Raw genomic sequence first — 21,818 nt, 5'->3', positions numbered from 1 at the left:
CAAACGCTTATCCACGTGGAGCTACCGATTGCAGACGCCGATAGCCTTTGCCTTTGCTGGCTGCAGGCTCCTGCTGCCAGACAATACGTGGCCGCACAACCCCAAGTGAAGCCAACATGCCCGCTGTACCCAGCAACGGATCCAACTGTGCCGCATGCTCTTGGCTCCCTTCACCCTGCGGCTCCATACTGGTTTGATTGCCGGGTGCCGCCTCATTATTGGTTTGATTGCCGGGTGCCGCCGAATTGCCAGGCGCTGCTGGCTGCTCACCACCCGAATCGCCACCCGAATTGCCAGCCGGTGCAGCCTCGCCGCCACCCTGACCAGGCGCCGAAGAGGCAGGCGCTGTAGATTGCCCCTCCCCGCCACTATTGCTGCCACCTGAGCTGCCAGGAGTGCTGCCAGCGGGCTGACTGTTTTGTGCCGGTGTGTTGCCACTGCTACCAGTGCTGGCCGAACTGCCTCCTTCACTGCCAGTCGTGCTGCTGGATTGACTCATCGTCTGCGAATAAGAGGAGGAGTTCTGGCTTTGCGTGATACCAGAACCCTGTGCTGTCGTGGGCGTGGAGGGTGTCGTGCCTGCCGCCGTGTTGTAGAAGGTGGAAGCCCCTTGCGTCAACGGTACCGTGCTGGGCTGCTGGTTGACCGACTGATCATTCTTGTTGCCCTTGTTGCCAGTCTGCAGGGAACTGATCCCACTGTCACTACTGCCAGAGGTGGCCGATCCCGGAACCCCGCCGCTGTTGCCCGCATTGCCCGAAGAAGATGGCGTACTGCTGGTCACCAATACCTGCCCCTGCAGACCATTGTTACCACCACTATTGTTGCCACTATTGGCCGGAGCGTTGCCATTGCTGCTGGTGCTGGTTGTAGAGCTGCTACTGCTGCTCACCGCCTGGGCTGCCGCCTGGGCAGCACTCTGCTGTTGCTGCTCCTCTTGCTGCTTCTCCTCCTCAGTCGGCTCAGAAATCACCACCGGCTCGTCTGCGCCCTGAATGGTCACCGTAATCAAATGGGTCGCGCTGCCATCCGCACTGCTCACCTGAAAACGATCCACATGCTGCTCTCCCTGCCCCAAACTCTGCAACGCACTCAGGCTGTTATCCACACGATAACTCCATTGCCCGGAAGCACTTATGCTTAACTGCCCCCAGACACTCCCTTGCGCCACCGCCTGGGTAGCAAACTCTGCTTGCCCACTATCAGCATCACCGACCTGCAAACTGCCACTGGCCTGCAATCTGTTGTCGGCGCTGCTCGCCACATCCTCCGTCAGTTGCGCGCTGTCACGGCCAGCACTGCCCAGGACAATCTCTGCCTGATCATTGCTGCCACTCACCCGCAGCGTAAAGTTGCGGCTGATGCTGCTTAACCCATCACTGGCCTGCAGGGTAAAGCTGTCACTGCCGCTCGCCCCGGCCAATAAAGCGTTAATCGCTGCACTGTCAGGTAGATAGCTTACCGCACCACTGCTCACATCCACACGCAACTGCCCATATTGACCAGCCAGCGTGGCCACACCTGCACTGACCACACCTCCCTGCACCCCATAGCTGATACTCTGGCCGTGATCCACATCACTGGCCAGCAGAGTACGCTCTACCACACTCCAACTGTCACTTGCCACACTGTCTTGATATTCGGCATCACCCACTTCACCCTGCCACAGCGGGCTGTCGTTGGCACCACGCAACTCTACCTCAAAAAGCCTGGTCACACTCTCTGTGCCATCACTGAGCGAAAGGATAAAGCTGTCACTGACCAACTCCCCTTCTGCCAAAGCATTGATGGCACTGGCCGCAGGCAGATAGCTTAAACTCCCCTCCGCCGTCACCGACAACACCCCATAACTGCCCTGCTTGCTGCTCACCCCAGCGCTGGCAGTGACCTCGGCAATACCAAAAACAAGCGCCGCGCCACTATCCCGATCACTGGCAGTAAGGGTGCGGCTGATTTCAGCAAAACTGTCCTCTGTCGCCGTATCGCTCAGCATACTGCCCACAACCTCGCTCAGTTCCGGCAGATCATTGGCACCACTGACCCGCACCACAAAGCTTTGCGTCACCGTCGCTGTACCATCACTGAAGGTGACGGTAAAGCTGTCGCTGACCTCCGCCCCGGCAGCCAAACCATTGATCGCGGCCGCATCCGCTTGATAACGCAAAGCCCCGCTGACTGTATCCACACTCAACTGCCCATAACTGCCAAGCAGCGTAGCCACTCCGGCACTGACACTGCCACCCTGAATGCCATAACTGAGCGTTTGGCCACTATCACGATCACTGCCGCTCAAGCTGCGCTCGATGGCAAGAAAAGTGTCGGCAAGCGCACTATCGCTGAGTGTCGCCTCCTCTACAGTGGCCAACTGCGGTGTATCATTCACACCGGTCAAATGGATGGTATAGGTGGCCGCACTGCTGGCCAGACCATCGCTTACCGTGATCTGAAAACTCTCCGAACTGTCAGCAGTCAAGGCGTTGATGGCGCTGGCAACCGGGGTATAGCTATAGGCCCCTGTGCTGACATCGATGCTCAAGGTGCCATAACTGCCCACCTTGCTCACCAACCCATTGCTGAGAGCTCCCCCCTCGATGCCATAGCTCAAAAGAGCCCCCTTGTCGCTGTCACTGGCCACCCAGTTTCCACTCTCAAGAGTAAAGCTGTCGCTGCTGCTGCTGTCGCTATAGCTTGTGGCGGCAATGGTGGACCATACCGGCGCATCGTTGGCCCCGGTAATGGTCAAAGTGACCGTGGTGGCGCTCCCTTCAGTGGTACGGGCAATAAAGATATCCTGAACCACCTGGCCAGCAGTCAACGGATCCGACAAATCGGTGGCCAAAGAATAACTCCAACGCCCGGCAGCATTGACCGAAAAGCTGCCATAATTGCCCACAGCCTCGCTCTGTACAGTAAACTGGGCATTGCCACCGTTGATGGAAGGATAGGCCAACTGCCCGCTGGCAGTGGTCAAACTATCCTCGGTCAAGGCCGCCTCACCAACCACAGAACCGGTCACACTGCCACTGCCGGGATCGACCGGTGCATAGGGATCCGACTCGACGCGCTGCGGCGTATAATCATCGGGAGCGATGAGAAACTCCCACTGTTTATCGCTTTCATCCCCGGTAAAAGAGCCCAACAAAACAATGCTGATTACCTCGCCACTCTGCCCTGGCGCCGAGACCGAACCGGTGCCAGGAACAAGCATATCATCCCCCTGCAGAGGATCGGCAGCCGCAGCCACCGTATCGAGACCGGGTCCACCAAAGATATAGTTTTTGCTGGTGTTGGAGGCATAATCGGCCTCATTGCGCAAAGAGCCCAGCGGCAAGGAGAAGCTGTCCACCGTCATGGTGGCATCCAAAGCATCGGAGCCGGTGGTCTGCAGACGGGCAAGAGTGCCATTGCTGTTCCAGTCAATCTGCCCATTATCGCCAAAGGCAACCCGTTCAGAGGCAAAAGAGCTGGCAGCAAGAGAGTCATTGCCCTTGCCCGCAAACAGATAGGCCACACCACCAGCCACCGTCAGGGTATCATCACCCCCAGCCTCTTCGGCGGTGGTAAAAGCACGGCTGATTCTGCCACTCAGGCCGCTATCAAAAGCAACGGTACCGCTATCGCCAAAAAGAATGGAGCGTTCGCCACTGGCTGTACCGGTCCGGCTTTCCAGGCTGTCGTTGCCAAAGCCCCCAAAGAGAATTTGCTCGCCACCCCCGACCAGGATGCTATCGTTGCCGCCCAACAGCGGCATCAAGACATCGACAAAACGGTGTTGATAAGCGTCGGCGCTATCGCGGCCACGCCGATAGTCCAGGTTGTCACCGCTGATCACGCCGACGGTATAACCACCGCTGTTGACGGCAATACGATCATCACCGATACCACCGGCAACCACGTTGAGATCCACACCGGCAGCCGGCCAATTGTTGACATTGCCCCCGATACCCACCGTAATCCGATCACTGCCACCAGTCGCCGCGGTCACATCCATGGTCGTGGTGCTGATCAGATGACCAAAGCTGTCATAATGCACATCAGCGGCATCGCCAAAGAGCAGACGCTCATAACCGGCCAAAGCAACCAGATTGATCACATCGGCCCCATAACCTCCGACCACCACATGGTTGCCATCGCTGGTCGCAGTTCCTGCCCCCAGATTGATGCTATCAGCACCCCCCTGCCCCAAACCGAGACTGGTTACCCCGGCCAGCAAGGCAGTGGAGTTGCCATTCTCATCGACCGCATACAAGATCGATCCAGAGTCACCCACAACCACCCCTTCGCCCTTACCGGCACGAATGGTATCGCCAGCCATGCCGCCGACCAGGATATGCCAACCGGTGGGTGTCTCCAACAGATCACCCCCACCCAACTCCAGATTTTGGCTGACAATGGCCTTTGGTCCCAACGTCAACCCGGCCGAACGACGCAGCACCACATTGTCACCAGCCAGCAGCACGTTGGCCTGTTTGCCAGAGACCTTCAAACTGTCGGCACCCACACCACCAACCAGGATGGCTGTACCAATATCATGCGCACTCTCACCCGCATAACCGATCTGGATGCTATCATCACTGCCGGTGGTGGTACTGACATCGGTGGCCTGCAGTTGCGTCAAATCAGACAATGGCCGACCAATGCTCTCCCAGTTACTGGTGGCAGAAAAGAGCAGCGCGGCGTTATCACCAACTGCGATGCGGAAATAGGGAGACTCCGAGCGACTTTCGTTCCACACCGAGTTGACGGTCAGGCTATCGGCATCCTGTCCGCCGATAAAGGCGACATCGCCATCACCCACGGTCAGTTTATCGATGCCACCCGGGGAGCTGAGAAAACTGGTGACCGACTCCAGCATCTCCCCTCCGGCCTGATCCATGCGAATCTCACCAGAATCACCCAACATCAGCACCCGATCGGCATGATCGGCCAGATAGGTGGTGGCCAGATCGACAGTATCGGCGCTGTCACCACCGATCACCATCTTGATTCCGGCGCCGCTGACAATGCTATCGGCACTGCCTTGGCCCATGGCGGTACTCAGCAGCGAGGTCAAACCATAACCGCTGGCAGTACGATGAAATTCGCCATTATCGCCCAAGAGATAATCTTCACTGCGACTCTGCGCACGAATGGTAATGCTGTCGGTGCTCATGCCGCCCATCACCACCTGATAACCGAGATCGGTACCGGCCGCCAGACTTTGTGCTCCCAGGATGATCTGATCACGACCACCAGTAGCGGCGATGACATCCATGGTGACAATATCGGTCAAGCCACCTTTGGTATCAAAACTGAAGGTGGCATTATCGCCCACCACAAAGCGACCGATCCGCCCTTTGGCCTCGGTATCTGTCACCTGCGTGGCAAAAACAGTACGGATACCAGTCAAGCTGCGCGCTTCATTGCGATTGGCGGCGATGATGCCCTGATCCTGCAGCAGATACTCCTGTTGCGCCGTAATACTGCTGCCCAGCGCATAAGCGATGCCTGTGGCCGCAATATCGATGGTGTCATAGGTAGCCGAATCACCACCGATGCCGCCCATCACCACCTTGTACCCCTCCTGCAGGTTGATGGTGTCCGAACCGCCCATGGTGGTCTCTATGGCTTTGACCTCGCGCAGAATGCCATTTTTGGCGCTGATATCATAGTTGACCTCGGCATTGTCACCGGCCACGATATGGTCGCCATCATGGGCAGTCAAACGGTCGCTGCCAAAGCCGCCGATGAGCAGCTTGCCGCCGCTGCCAGAGGCGATAATATCGCTGGCCCCCTGATCACCCAGTTCGCTTTTGACCTGCAACATATAGTTGGGCTCACCGGCAGCCGTGGCGCTTTCCCGTTCGATGATGCCATTGTCACCAAGCAAAATATCTTCGCTGTAGGCATCACCAGCCAGCAACTTTTGCAGCACCACATCCCAGGAGGCTCCACCCAGCAACACCAGGTCAGAGGCCATACCGGCAGCCACCATATTGGTACCAAATTGGCCAGAGGTTAAGCTGCTGCCGATGAGAATGGTATCGGCCCCACCGGTGACCGCCTGCGTATCCTGGGTATCCAGTTTGATCATGCCGCCAAAACGGTCAAAGCTTATATCCACATTGTCACCGCTCAACAGACGGAAATTGCTGGAGACCGCCGTGGCCAGGGTGACGGTAATGGTATCGCTGTCATAACCGCCAACCAGCACCTTATTGCCCATGCTGGTCAAAATGCTATCCTTGCCACCACCCACCTCTTTGTAGGTGGAGTGCACGGCACGCAGCGCATAAGCGGTACCCTGAGCTATCTCGGTGGGACGCAGACCATTATAATCATTGCGCTCGATGATGCCGTTATCACCGAGAATGGTATCAAAACTGCTTCCGGTCGAGCCCACACCCAAGACGCTGATGCTGTCATCACCCATGCCGCCTATCAGCACATTGGTCCCAATATCCACCGTATTGCTGGTGGCCGGGCTCAAGCCGACGCTGATGCTATCATCATCACCAGTGCTCAGAGTCTCATCGATGGTGGTAATGTCGGTCAATCCTCCCTGATCATCAAAGAGAATCACCGCATTATCACCGCTCACATAACGACCGCTGCGCCCGCGCTTTTGATCGACACTGCCGCTCACCGCCGCAATCCCGGTAACCGTGATCGGACCAATGGCATCACCCAGATTGCTGGCCAAAAGGGTAATGGTATCGGTGCCAAAGCCCCCCATCACCACCTTGAAGCCGTCGCCCATGGTCACACTGTCGTTGCCACCCTGGCTGATGGCACTATTTTGCATCTTGCGCAAGATACCATCATTGTTGCTGTCATAATCGATCTGGCCATTATCGGCAATCAACAGATGGTCACCATCCTTGCTGGTGATGGTATCGTCCCCCACACCGGCGATGATCACCTTGCCACCGTTGGCGACAATAATTTTATCATTGCCGCCCTGCTCGTTGGCAGTCTCGCTACTGACCACCTGCGCCATCAGATTGGCCACATGACCGGCAAGCAGGGAGGCGGTGCGTTTGATCTTGCCATTGTCGCCGAGGATCACATCTTCGCTGCGCGCCAAACCGCTGCTGACATTCCCGGAAGCATCGACACTACCGGAGACGACGATGGTATCCTTGCCCATGCCGCCGAGGATAAAGTTGCTTCCCAGATGACGGTTTGCCAGATCGTTGGCGCTGCCAACCACAATCACATCATCGCCCCCGCTGCTGGCCACACTATCGAGAGTATAAAATTCGCTTACCCCGCCATGGCTATCAGTACGAATGCTGGCATGGTCACCGGAGATAAAGCGAATATTGGCGGCGGTAGAGGCAGCGGCGCTAAAGCGTACCGTATCCTTGCCGGCCCCGGCGAGGACGATAGCCGAACCACTGCTCATGCTGATGGTATCATCATTGCCGGTGCCACCATTTTCGGCCACAGGAGCATCCACACTGTCGAGCATGCGTTTGATGCCATCGACATTGGCAAAGGTCAATTTGGCCCCAGAGTTGGTAGAGACCTCAGCGGTTTTAAACTTGACCGTGCCGTTATCACCAAGAATGATGTTGAAACTGCTCGCCACATCGGCGGCAAAAACAGAATCCTTGCCATTGCCAGCGATTACCAGATTGCTGCCACCTCCCAGATAGATGGTATCATTACCCCCTACGGAGATACCGTTAACGCTACCAAAGCTGGTAGCCAACAAGGCCACGCTATAGTTGAAATCGACCGACACCTTACCCAAATCGGCCATAATGGTATCGTTGCCCTCGCCACTGCCGCCGATATTGATGATGTCGCCCCCCTTCGAGCCCAGAATAATATCGTTGCCACTGCCCCCCTTCAGGGTCTGGCTACCGGCGGTTGTGTTGGCAATACTTTCCAGAGTTTGGCCTTTCCACAGCCAGTTGCGTTTGGCCGCTCCCCACTGTCCGGCGCCAGCCTTTTGCAGGCTCAGATAGTCGGTAACCTTTTCCAGATTGGCATCCCCCGGACGCGCCTGCGCCCCGGTCAGATTGGCATAGGTCACAAAGGTATCGGCCACCAAAAGATCATGACCGGCCTTGCCCTCCAACAGATCTGTCCCATTATTACCCACCAACAGATTATTGCGACCATCGCCACTCAAACGGTCACTGGAGGCGCCACCAAAAAGATCATGGAAGCCACGCACGATAATCCCCGTTGCACTGGCCGATCCAAAGGCGCTGGTAGACTCCTCATTGACGGTCACAGAAGCAGTATATTCAGAAAAGTCCAGAATATTGCGTGAATTGGCAATTTCGTTGCCGCTACTGGCATGGTGCAAAGCCCCTTCGGTATCGCCATGCAGAGAGCCGGTCAGTGAGGCACCATCCTTGATGCGGAAGACATCGCTGCCCTGGCCGCCAAAGATATTTTCAAAACCCTCAAACTTGAAGCCATAGCCAGCATTATCCCCGACAGCCTGCATATCGCTATGCGTAGCACTGGCAAAGCTGGTTTGGATTTTTCCGGCACCACTCCCCTTGACCCAACCGGCATTGGTAGCGGTAACGCTGATTAACAGGGGTGCCTCATCGCCGGAAAAATCAAGAATATCTCCGCCCTTGCCACCCTTGATCAGATCGATGGTATCGCCACCCCCGCTGCCCCCGCCGCCATTATGCCAGGTGACAATGTTGGCGGCCTGGAAGGCTTTGCCCTCGCTGTCATCGACGGTAACGGCAGCCGTTTGCGCAGTAAAATCGATAATATTGTCGCCCAAAGCATCGGTGATGTCGGCCACACCCCAGCCGCTCAAAAAGCGGAAGCTGTCATCGCCGCTGCCGCCATCCAGATGGGTAGTACCGCCACGAACAATAAACAGATCCTTGCCCAAACCACCGATCAAGGTGGCTGTACCACTGGCCGAACCGATCAAAACATCATCTGCGGAACCCCCTTTCAGGGTATCGTTACCCGCTCCGGCAATAAACAGCACCTTGCGGTCCAAGGCCGAGGCATCAATCAAATCATCACCATCACCGGTATAGGCTTTGACCCGATTGACTCCGGTAAAGGTTTTGGTATAGGTCTGGCCGTTGGGCAGAATGGCGCTGATATTGACGGTGCCCCCATTGCCGGTGAGGGTATAGGCTTCGTTGGCATCGTTGGTGCTGCGGCGCAGACGATCTTTGGCCCCCTTCTCAACAGAACTCTGGCCATCGATACTGGTAATGGTCGAACCCACATGCAAAACCAGATTGTCGCCATCCATGGAGCCCAGCACCGGCTTTTTGGCGGCAGGATCATGCTCCCATTCAAACAAGGTCACATCAAAGAAGGTCTGTTCCCAAACCCGCACATAGTCAAAGATGGCAAAAAGATCGACATAGGCTGAGACATAGGCGGAAGCACGCAGATGCATCTCCACCACATCCAGCGGATCTTCGCTGATGGCGGCCAACAATTCGGATACCCGATATTTGTTATCCATATCCTCATCATAAATATCGAGGGTACCGACCAGTTTGATCCCCCCTTCGACACCGGCACGGATGATGAAAGCGTTCAGCTCAGCAAAGGCATAGAGTTTGGCCGTCAGGGTAATTTCTGGCTTGTCCACCCCTTGGACAATATGATCCCCGACATAGAAACCATCAAAAATATCCAACAGATTGTTGCTGTTAGAATATTTTATAATACCATAGGTATCAAAGCCCAGTTTCAAGGCCGCCTGGATTCGGATCTCGCCGCCCAAACCGACATAGACCGGCGGATAGACCGGGAAGGAGATGCGGAAGCCTACTTTGATATCCAGATCCGGTGGGGTAAAGGTCATCAAATCAACCGGTTGCCCTTTCAGCATGCCGATGACCGTAAATACCGGATCATCCAGAATGGGAAATTTCAGCGCACTGCCCGGCTTTTTCATCTTTTTCATAAATTCGTTATAGCCATCCTTGGGCGAGACCGTCTGCTTGCCGGGCAGATTGATGTCGGGCAGATCAATGTTGAGGCTGGGCAGGCTGGGCAAACCAGGCAGACTGAAATCCCAATCAATATCGGGCAGAAGATCCCACAGATTGATGCTGGGCAGATAGACATCGGGCATGGAAAGTACCAACGATTTGTTGGGATCCACCAGGAACGACAGCAATCCGGCATCGGAGATGATGCTGGACCAGCCCAAGTTGGAGGTGGATGTCTGTTTCCAGATATACTCCTTGCCGACCGCAATCCAGTGCACATCCGGCCACTTGACCTGAATGCTCGGCAGAAAACGCAGATCGATGGAACCAAAATTGACAGTGGTTGCAATATGAAAGGTCGCGGCAGTCAGATCGATGGTTTTCACATTGCTGGTATCCACAAAGGCGCTGAGAGCGCTCGACCAATCGACACGCCATTTGGAACCCGCAGCAACACTGCCAATGGTAAAGGGATGGGATTGCCCGCTGATGATAAAATTGGCTGATACCGAGGGCAGAGAGGGCAACAGCACATCAATAACCGGCAAGATCCTGGTATCGACATTGAAGCCGGAGGGCAAATCCACCTCCAGATAGAGGCCAGGCAACATGCCACCAAGCAAAAAGTCAGAAAACCATTTGCTCTTCCACCCTGCATAAGCCTTCATGGTAAACGGATTGGTAAAGCCGGGAACGGCAAGCAAGGTGGAACCAATTTCCACATAAGGCAGCGGCATCAGAAAATCGTGCAGGCTGCCCAGATTGATATTGGCGGTCGGTCCGGTCATCCGTTTGATTCTGGTTTTATCGACAAAACCCTGCACCCAGCTTGGCCAATCGACATTGATCTCACTGCCCCCAATCAGGGTATGTTCCACCCCGTTAAAGGTGGCGGTCAATTTGGGCATGGTGACCCGCAACAGCGGCAGCAAATTGGGGGTAAAATCGATGTCTGGCATAATCAGGGTGACATCAAACCTGGGCGCCATATTGCCGTTCAAGATGTCGGACAACAAGAGACGTGGCCAACCGGCCTTGATGGCCAGTTTGAAATGGGCAATGCTGCCATCGCGGTTGAAGATCCCATCAATGGTAAAGTCAAACGGTGTCACATCGATATAGGGAGCCGGAATGCGCATGTCGGCGGACATGGCAAAGTCAAAGGAGAGATTGGGAATATTGCCACGCAACAGATTGAACAGAGTGGTATTCTGTCTCCAACCGACGCCCATATCCAGGTTAAATTCAAAATCATCCTGTTTGACATGCACATCCGCGATAGTCAAATAGGGCAGGGTTACAGACTTGTCTGGAATGATCGAGGGGAAGGCGGAGAGATCGAGCTTGCGGTCGCGCTTGCCACTGATAATAAAGGCCTCTTTGATCGGAATCAGCATGCCATCGGTATCGGTGGGCAGATGCCCTATCACCTCCAGGACGTTGACCATGGCGATGATAAAATCCAGCTTGGAGATACCGCCAAACAGCGCCGACATATCCGAAGCCAGATCCACCACCGAATAGTCCCGCCCCATCAACTGGGAGATACCGGGAATGGGTGCGGTCAAGGCATCAATCACCGGCATGATCGGGTCGGTGACATATTGGATCACCTTGACGATCGGCTTCAAAAACTGGCTAAAGAAGGTTCCCACATCCAGATAGATATCCGACATCCAGATATTGGGCTCCCCGACATGGAAGAGCTTGTCATAGCCGCTGCCTAAAAACTGGTTGATCTGTTTGACATATTTATTCTTGTTGCTGTCCTGCCAAGTCAAATGAAAATCGCCCATGATGGTCGGCAGATAGCTATCCTTGGCATGCCCGCTCATATCCAGCGAAAGACCCAATTGCACATGCAGATTGATCTGGGCTTTGGCCTCCCACTCCACCTTGTACAGATCGCTCAGTTTGGCATTGCGCAGATCGGCAAAGGTCAGGCGACCATTGGTCAGCATGGAGAGCGCCGAGATGCCAAACAGACCGACATCCTTGATATCAATACTGAAATTAACCCGTAAACGAGTCCGTGACCCCTCAAAACCACTCTCCCCATCAAACAGGGTAGTGGTGCGCCCATAATTGGCGTTTTGGGTACCGGCCAGGCGGTGCAGGGAGTCTGTTCCGCTCCCCCAGATCCCGGTATCATTGTCGCGGATCCAGCCATCCCAGTTGTCGGTCAAGGTGCCATTCAAAAAGAGCAGTTTACCACTCAACTGGGCCGGTTGGTTGCCCGCTCCAGGGGCCAGATAGACATCCAGTTGTGCCTGCAGCTCCTTGACCGCCGGGGTAAAGAAGGGCTTGCCGACCAACCAGAGATTATCGATATGGGCATCCTTGCCATTGGCCTCCACCCCAATAGCCACCCCTTGACTGTTATAAACCGTTTTCTGGCCGATACCGGCGGTCTCTGGCATGTTGGTAATCAGATAAAATCCATCCTTGATATCAATACCAAAGCCCAAAAAGAGATCCCAATCCAGCTTCAGGCCAATGCCACCATCCAGCTCCAGACTGAGCCCAGGCACACCAATATCAAAACTCAGATCCAGCTCCGGGTTATAGGTCTGTCCCAGGTGCATGCGAAATTGAATGGCGGTACTGCTGCCCAAAGCCATCTGCAGTGCCACCTTTTCCGCTTGTATACGCACGGCTGCTTTCATCTCATTGAGAACCGCCATCGGAATCAAGGCGGCCGATCCCGACAAGTTATGATCCAGATTATATTTGACAGTCGCGGCATCGGCATCAATCGCCGCCGCGCTCGGGGTAAAGGTGCGGATCACATCGCTCAAAGCAGCGGCAATAACCCCCGTGCCAAACACATCCGTCAACAGATGTTGATAGTCATATCCGGCCTTGACCTTGGCGATGACAAATTCGGCAAAAGCTGTGGCTGAGGCGACAAAACCGTTGCCATGGTTGGTGACCAGATTGTCCAAAATATCTGAGGCGGTAGCCAACACGCTGTCGATGGTGCCGGAAATATCATCGACAATCTTTTGCAGGCTGCTGTCCAGCGTCACATAACCGGCCTTGCCCACATAACAGAGCGAATCATCATCATGTTTGATCTGGTTGCCTTGCGAATCGATTTTCACGGTGTTGATGCCGGAGGTGACCCAGGCCGTCCGTTGTCCGGGCAGCACCGCCGGGATGGGAATGGTTTCGATGGTGGTTTTGCGGGTACCATCATCGTTCAACCAGGGTGTCCCATCCGCATGTTTCCATTTTTTCTCGTAGGTAATGCCCGATTGGGTCACCCCCATATATTGGGCCAGACGGGGATCCATGGTGGGCTGCCCAGTCCCCGCCAGATATTCCACCACAATATCATCCGGGGTGATCAACTTGTCGCCGTTATAATCCTGCAAAAAGTTGAGGAAGGGATTGCCATTGGCCTGTTCCGTGGCTGTGACGATAAGATCATGGTTGACATCAGCCGGTTCCAGCATCTTGAACATCATCATGCGCAGCGCATTATCCAAACCACCATAGACATCCACTGCATCATCCAGCGCCGTTTTGATCGCACCCACCACATTTTTGCGCAGATCGACCACAAACTGGGTCGCCTCACGCAGCTTGTCACCGATAATCGGCAGATCCAGCACCGAGCTGAAGGCATCCAACCCCTTTTGAATCCCCCCCAAGATGGCATCCACCGTATCCACGATAATGGTTGGATCACGCAACAAAAAGATCAACGGTCCATTGACCTGCTGTTCTGGATCACACTTTTCGCCGATGGCGGCATTGAGCACCTGGGTCAACTGGGTCTGCCAATAGGCAAAATCGGGAATAATCAGGCTGACATCAAAGCCGGTGGAGGCGGGATTGACCGACGGCCCGGTGGCAAACAGTTTGGTAATATCGACAGTTTGCGTGGACGGGGTGGTGGAGGCGCCACTGCCCTCGGTGGAGCCAAAATAGGGGTTGGGATTGACTGCCGTGAGTCCCGATTCATCGACCGAATCGATGGGAGCCCCTTCCGGGGTCGAGACCGCCGAACCGTTACCGGTAGCCGGACGTTCCGGCAGGGCAGCCTGCTGCACCTGGCTGGAGATCACAGTATGGCTGTTGCTGCTCTCGGCGCTCGATTGCAGGGTAAAACCGCTTTTGCCGCCTATTTTGGCAAAGCTGTCACCCAGATTGATAAAATGCAGCTCCATTTTGCCCAACGGCAAAGGATTGATGAAGCCATCAATCTGCTCCATGGCCAATTGTCCCAGTTCGTCGGAGACCGTCAAGGTCATCGGCAAAACCACATCGGCGCTGCCATCAAAAATCACCGTAAAATCAGCATGACGCAGCGCAGTAGCCGCTTCGCTGCCCAGGGCTGCATAGCGGTTCAGATAGAGTCTGCCATCGTTGGCGCCATCCTTGTCATCGGAGTGCAGGGTCAGACCACTGCCACTGTTGATCAGCAGGTTGGCCGAACCGCCGGTCACACCCAGGCTGTAGATCCCCTGCACCGAGGTAAAAGCGATGCCGCCGACCGTAGCACGAAAGGCATTGATCAGCGCATAGGTGCCAAGATCATCCGCCATACCGGCATTGCCACTCTCCTGATGATCAAACAAAAAGAGCCGCCCCAGATTGCTACTGGCTGGATCCATATCCAGACCCAAGGCAAGGTGAAAGGTCAGATCGGCATGCAGATCCATCAGCGCACTGCCATCCACATCTTTCAAACGGGACATCGCCCCCAACAGGGTGGTCAATTTTTCTTTGTCGCCCGCCGAGAGCAGAGACAACAGGTTGGCATCATTCATGACCAACTCGATGGCAACGCTCTTGTCAAAAACCACCTGATAGGGCAAATCGATCTTGAGCAGCTTGCTGCTGGCATCAAATTGCAAAGTCACCGCCCCGCTCGACAATCCAAAGGCTTTTTCCAGGGTGGAGGCCAGAGCGGTCAAGCCAATACCGTTTTCAGCCGCCAAGGCGCTGTTGACAGCGGTAAAACGGCTGGCAAAATCAAACTGTTCGGAGATGCTGTCACCCAAAAGCGGCAGGGCGCGTCCCAATTCACCAAAGGCGCCGACATCGCCCAAATTGCCAAACAGGCTACTCAATTGCGCCAGATCATCGCGCATGTTGCTCCAGCTCACCTCCTTGAAGGGAGTCAAGCTGCCCAGACCATCGGCTGGCACAACAGATGAGTTTGCCAATATCTCCTTGCCAGCCAAAGCCTGATCACCATTGCTGACCTCGATGGTGATCACGGTGTTGGGATTCAGACCCGCAGCGCTGACACCAGCAGGGGTTGCCACAGTGATTCCGGAAAAGGTCAGCTCGGCGATGGGCTTGCTGTTGGCCGTCCCGGCCTGATTGCGCAGGCTTAAGTTTTCAATATAATCATCCTTGAGCAGGCGCCCATCAACCACCAGATTTTTTAAGGTAATGGGGGCAGCAGTAACCGCCGATTGCAAAGTCAACACCCCATTGACAGCGGAGACCAGACCGGTCAGTTGATCAACAGGATAAATCACGGCGTCAATGGCCTCTTGTACCGCCACAATGTCGGTATTGTTGCGTGCGGAAGCCAGTGCCAGTTTGATCGAGTTGTCAATAGTGTTTACCAGATCGGCCAAGGAGCTGTTTTCGGTGGTATTGCTCGCCGTCACCTGCAAATCGACCGCATAGCCGCCGCTGTTGGGAATAACCACCGTCAAGGGCAGATCCACGGCCAAAACACCGTTGCTGGCGTTATAGATCTGGCTGGGAGTAGTGGCCAAAGTGAGAGTGGTGGTGGCGGCATTAAATTTGAGAACTGTTTTTCCGGCAACAGAGATGCTGTCGGCCTCGACAAAGACAAAGTCGGCATAAGGATCGGTGGTAAACTTGTTGGTCAAGGCAGTATGAATCGCCGCATTGACATCAGCAGCCAAATCGGCAACCGTGCTGTTGCTGGTGGTGGCCGCTTTGCGCACCGTTACATCCAATGCAGTCGTGCCCACCGTCACCGACAAACCCACATCCCGCAGCAATTGCCCGTTGCTTTGAAAGGGTGCATTGGGCGAAGAGAGTGTATCATTGGTGGTGACTTTGCCGCCCAAACCCAACAAGCTGGTCTGTGCCGCCGCCGAGTCAAACAGATCGTTCAGACTGATTATATCATGAGCGGCGCCATTCAAACCATTGCGCAGATTAAACTGCAGACTGCCGTTATAGTTGGTAGACAAGGTATCAAAGGTCAGATCCAACATTCCCAAAGTGGCGCTTCCCGGGCTGCCCAAGGTGGCCGGAGTCGAACCCGACTGGCCATGAATCACCGCGCTGAAGTTGCCGCCAAGGATAATTTTTTGATAGGTGGCACCGCCATCCAGGGAAAAATCCTGCAAAAAGACATAGGCTCCGGTGGTGGTGGCAAACTGTCCCGGAGTAAAACCCAACTCTTTGGTCGCCGGGTCAGAGCCGCTAATCTGCATCTGCAAAGAGGCAATCTTGGCACTTTGGGTCACCAGCTCAATCTGCCCATTGCGCAAACTGGCCTGGATCACCTGACCCAGATTGCTGAAACCTTTGCCCGCACTGCCCAGATAGGCATGCCCAGAGAGAGAGGTGGCGGCAAAAAGGGCATTGAGATCGTTGATTAAATCATCGATACTGCTGTTGTTGTCGGTGGTCGCTTGATTCAACACCAGATCAATCGCTTCCGACTGATCCACCTTCAGAGAAAAATGGGCACTGCCAGCAATCAGGCGTCCGTTGCTGGGCAGCTCCACCGCTTTGGGCGAAGGATAGCAAGGCATGGTGCGAAAGCCCAAAACGGAGCTCATCGTGTTGACGCTGAGACCAATCGGGGACAAAATTGTCAACTGCACCTGATCGATCGGGGCATTGATGGTAAAGGTCAGTTGCCCCTCATCACTGAGGCCCACTTTAACCACTTGCCCCAAATGGGCAAAACCACGCCGCGCCAACACCCCCCCGGCAGAGACCTGCTGGTTGTTAAACAAAGATTGTAAATCGCTCACCAGATCGGCGCGACTCTGGTTGTTGGCTACCGCCCCCTGGGTCAAGGTCAGGTCATAACCCTCACCATTAAAGGCCATGTTAAAACGGGCATCACCAAAAATAGAGATCGCCGGCCAGCCAGTGGCATTCACATCCTTTGCCGAAGCGCTAATCTTGCCGCTATAGGTTCCACCAGCACGCAAGGCAAAGGTATTCAAATGGCTGAAATCAAAGCCGATTGCCGCCTGAAACAAGGTCTGGGCTGTCACATCCAGCGAGGTTTCGCTGTGCAGGGCCGAGAGCTCGCCAATGGTGCCGCTGACCGCCAGCGGCACTGCCATGGTTTGGGTCGGGGTCAGGCGCACATTAAACAAAAAGGATTTTTTTGCCAGATCAAAGGTGGGATTGACCAGGAAGGTGGCACCATTCAACGAGCTGTTGATCTCTTGCTGGAAACGTTGCACCATCTCGGTCAGGGTGACAAAGGTGGTTACATTGTTGACCTGGGTATCCTGGCCGCCGGGCAGAAAACCGAGATGTTCCAAAGAGGCATAGCCGGTGCCGCTGGCGGTGGTTAAATGGGTGCTCTTGACCCGCAGTTGCGGCAGATCCTTGCCAGACCAGCGCCCCTTGAACTCAATATCATAGATGTTGCCATTTTTGCTGACCGCAATATCGCTACTCTGTACCGAACTGTCCCATAGTCTGAACATCGTCAGCAAAGAGGCTTGCAGGGTGCTGGCGCTGGCTCCATGGTCAATGCTCTGGGTCTCATACAACAGATTGTCCAGAGAGATGCCCATGGAAAAGTTGCCCCCCGTGGCATTGCTGACAATCAGACGTTGTATCTCGTTCAAGGCGGGGCTGTTGCCCACAGCAGGAGCGGCAATCTGTTCGGTGCTGACCACAACCTGCGCCGGAATCTGGGTGGTCCAGAGATTGGCAGCAGTCAGCAGGCCATAATTTTTGGCATCAAAAGTGATCGAATAGGCCTGTTTGCCCAAAACAGGCGCAGGACCGCCGACCGTAAGGGAGCTCAAACCCATGCCATCACGCAGAGCCTGTTGAATGGTGGCAGCAGAGGCATTATAGGCAATCGGTACGGTGGTAAAAGAGGTGCCATTGACCGCCGTGCCTTTCAAGACATAACTGCCGGCGCGACTCCCCTCCACCAACAACAACTGCACCTCATTGACATCCTCACCATCCTCATTCTGGCCACCAGCGGTGCTCTCGGAGAGAGTCACCCCTGCAGTAGTCTGATTGGCGGTCAACAACCCCTGGGCATAATATTGATCGGCTTTTTTGCCAAAACTGATGTCAAAGATACGGGTGCCGTTGTCTGCGGCATAATCACTGGTCACCTCCGCGACCGCCAGCCCCACAACCGTGCTCCCCAGTTTGGCACTCAGAGCGTTGGCAATTGCCGACTGGGCAGCGCTTGGATCCAGTCCATAGATGCAGAGAGGATCGGTGACAAAGATGGGAGGATCCCCTGGTCCCTGCAGGGTAAAGCTGCTGTTGCCACCATGCACCACAAAAAGCCGTTGCATCGCCTCGGAACTCTCCGAACCACCGGTGAGCATTTGCACAGAAACCCCAGAAGAGGGGGCCAGACGCAAGCTGGTAAAATCATCGGGATCGGCCTGCAGCAGATTGATCTTGCCCCAGGTCCGGCCATCCGGCCCCTGACGAAACTCCGATGCGGTCACATCGAGCAGGCTGCCGGTAGTGACATTAAGATCACTCACTGCCAACAAAGGCTGATCGCTGCCCGCTTTGCTGCCAATAAAATCAATCAGATAGTGCTTGGCCCGCCCGCTCACCTGCACATTACCCACCCCCAGCACATTTTCCAGGGCATGCTGCACCTCGATCGGCGAGGCCAGCACCGAAATGGCGGCAGTGCTGCTGCCGTTATAGCTCAACTTATAGCTCCCGGAACTGGCATGCACATTCAGGGTTTGTGATTCGCTGCTGCGCGCCGTTGCCGAATTGCCGGAAACAGCAATCTGCAATCCCCCTTTCAGGCTCTCGGCAACCTCGACCGGATCCCCCTTCCAGGCCAACCAGCCATCCACCGCCGCGGCAATCTTGGTACCGATCAAGCCAGCCAGCTCATTGATATGGATAAAATTGCTCGTCTCACTCTTATTGACGGCGATGCTGATCAGAGTGACCCGATCATCCCCGGCCCGTTGCACCTCCAGATCAAAGGCCAGATCCTGGGTCAATACCGGAGAGATCGCCTTGCTGGCCACCATGCCCGAACTGACGGTGGTAGCCAACTGGCTGTCGATAATCTTGTTGATGGCCGCACTAAAATCCAGCGCCTCTCCCAATTTCAGCTCGGTGTAGGGCAATACCGCATCAAAACTTCCCGAATCGCGCAGCAAGGCCAAATAGGTGCCCAAATCCTTGAGCATGTTGACAATCTGCGTCGAGGTCAGGCTGGAAAATGCCTGCAGGTTGGAAAAATTGCTGGAGGTCATCGTCAGCGGTGCCGCCTGCAACGCCGGCCAAGAGACACTACCGGTAACGGTGTCGCCGTTGATGATCACCTCGGCAGGGGCTGTCACCGAGCAGTTGGCATTGCTCAACGAGGTATCGACAGTCAGTTGTCCGCTCAGCGTAGGTCCGCCACTGATGGCAACCGTCACCGTATAGGGGGTCGAGGGGTTATGGCTCAAGGCCAGGGTGCCATTGGTCAGCGTGGCTGTACCCAGACTGGCCAGATTGAGACTCCAGGCACCATGCGCATCTGGAATAACCCGATAGGTTGCCCCGCCAACTGTCACCGAGAGCTGTTGGTTTGCCGCAAGAAAAGCCACCCCCGAAAGGGTTGGGGTGATAGTGTTGGCGATAACCGTATTGACCGTTGGATTGACCTTGATGGCAGCAGTAGCCGAGGTGGCGACCGTCCCTCCGACTGTTTTGACAATCTGCGCAGTCACCTCCACATCCTGTCCAGAGACAAGTGCCAAGGTGCCACTGCTGGGTACAGCGGTGGCAAAATCCAGCTCCCATGTACCATCCTGAGCCGGAGTCACCAGATATTTGGCGCCACTCGCCCCGCCAACGACCACTTGCAAACTCTGGTCAGAGAGCAGGGTAGCCACCCCGCTGATGGTGGGATGGACCGAGTTGGTCTCGACACTGGTGATGCTCAAGCCACCAAAGGCGACATTGACACGGGGGACACCCCCGGCGATGGTGGCCAGAGGGGTATCACCAACCGTGCCAGAGAGATCAAAACTGGCGTTGGCAAGCACAGCCGGTGTACTGCTGCTCTTGACCTTGATCAAAATATCGCTATCGGTAAAATCAGGCTGACTGGGCTTTTTGACCTCTTCCAGCAATTTAGTGGTGATCGGATCAAATTCGACCTTGCCGGTATCAAAATTTAAAATGCCGCCGTTGACAGCGACATCCATCACCCCCAAAGCCATCTTGGCAGAAAACTGGGGATCGACCACATGGATCTGGGCATCGAGCTTGCTGACAGCAATGGCACCGGCTGCCAGATCAAAAGTGGCGGTATAATGAATATCAGCCAACAGAGGAACCCCTGATCCGGCCAGAAAATCCAGCCCCAAAGCCTCCAGTTGCTTGCCAAAACCGAATGTTTGCACAAACTGTCTGGAGAGTGTCAGATTGAGGCTGATTTTTGAGGCGCCATCATCGCTGAGAGTGATCGCCGAACCGGCATGGTTGGCAACCGATTCCAGCGTGCTATAGTCACCAAGACCATTCAGATAATCGCCCATGCGCGCCATCAACTGACTGCTGTTTGTTCCTCCGGCCGCCAGAAAATCATCCAACACCGAAGTACCCTTCAAGGTGCGAAAAGCCAACACATCGCCCATGGTCCGACCATCGCTGGTGCGCAACAGACCGGAAAAAGGCAGATCCACCATCGGCATGTTGGAGGCCATGGCGCTGTTGGCATCCATCTGCGCACCAAGATTGTTTGCCGCCTGAAATGTTGCCTTGGCAGTGAGAGTGGATAAAAAGTTGAGCGTGCTGCTGCCACTGATGCTGGGGGTGGTGGTGACCATCAACTGCCGATAGCCGGTAAAAGCGGCAAAAGGGTTGCTGGTTTCGATGGCGCCGGTCTGTTTTTCCAGCAGCCAGTTGCCCCCCAAAGCGGTCGCACCGGTGGCATCCACCGAAGCGGCCACATCGCTGCCGGTCAATTGGGCCAATTTTTGGATAAACGCATCCCCACTCGCCCCTTTGCCCACATCGCAGCCATAGAGCAGCAGATCGGCCCCTGGCGCCAAAGCGCTGCGCCAGGAGAGCAGTTGCTCGTTATAGCTCTCCAGGTTTTGTGCGTTGAGAGTGGTGCTGCCCAGACGCAATGCAGCATCATCGCCATGGCTGAGCAGATGAATCGCCTGCAACCCCTGATAGCCCTGCAACCAGGTGCTGATTTGTCCGACACCATCCTGGGTGCCATCGAGCACCACCACCTCGGCACGGGCGGTTTCACTTTGTCCTGCACGCGGCTTGAGCGCTTCGGCAATCAACGTCGCCGGATCCTTGACCTGGGCATCGACAAAAAAAATCTCATTGATCTTTTTGGCTGTACCATCCTGCGGCAGCCTGGCGACCACCGCCTCCTGTCCGACCAAATGGGCTGCAACGCTGTTTTGCGGCTGCAGCGCCTGCTTGAGCATTTGCAACGGAGCCTGAGGATCCTGGACAACAGGGGGGGGAGGCAGCATCAACGCCTCACCGCTCAGCAAAAAGCGCGGCTCCAGAGTCTCGGCAAACAGGGTGCGCGGCCGCACCGTAGTGACCCGACGACGAGCCTGGTTGGAGTGTAGCCATGCCTGCAACCGTTGTGCAGCATGGGTTTTACTCTTGGCAAGACGCTTTTCGCTCATGGTAGCCTCTTTACAGCTATTAAAGTAACCTAGATTA

Annotated in this window: 1 protein-coding gene; it reads right to left on the bottom strand. The window is 55.3% G+C overall.

The features are described from left to right. Positions 1-7 precede the first annotated feature (7 nt). Positions 8-21,781 carry a VCBS domain-containing protein gene (locus tag EJP87_RS00435; protein ID WP_130469897.1) on the bottom strand — a complete coding sequence of 7,258 codons (21,774 nt, stop codon included), beginning with the start codon at positions 21,779-21,781 and terminating at the stop codon, positions 8-10. Positions 21,782-21,818: the final 37 nt, after the last annotated feature.

It is taken from the genome of Candidatus Magnetaquicoccus inordinatus (genome assembly GCF_004217665.1).
Taxonomy (GTDB): Bacteria; Pseudomonadota; Magnetococcia; order Magnetococcales; family Magnetaquicoccaceae; genus Magnetaquicoccus; species Magnetaquicoccus inordinatus.
Note: the sequence above shows the minus strand (reverse complement) of the source record. Positions and strands in the feature narration are given on the sequence as shown.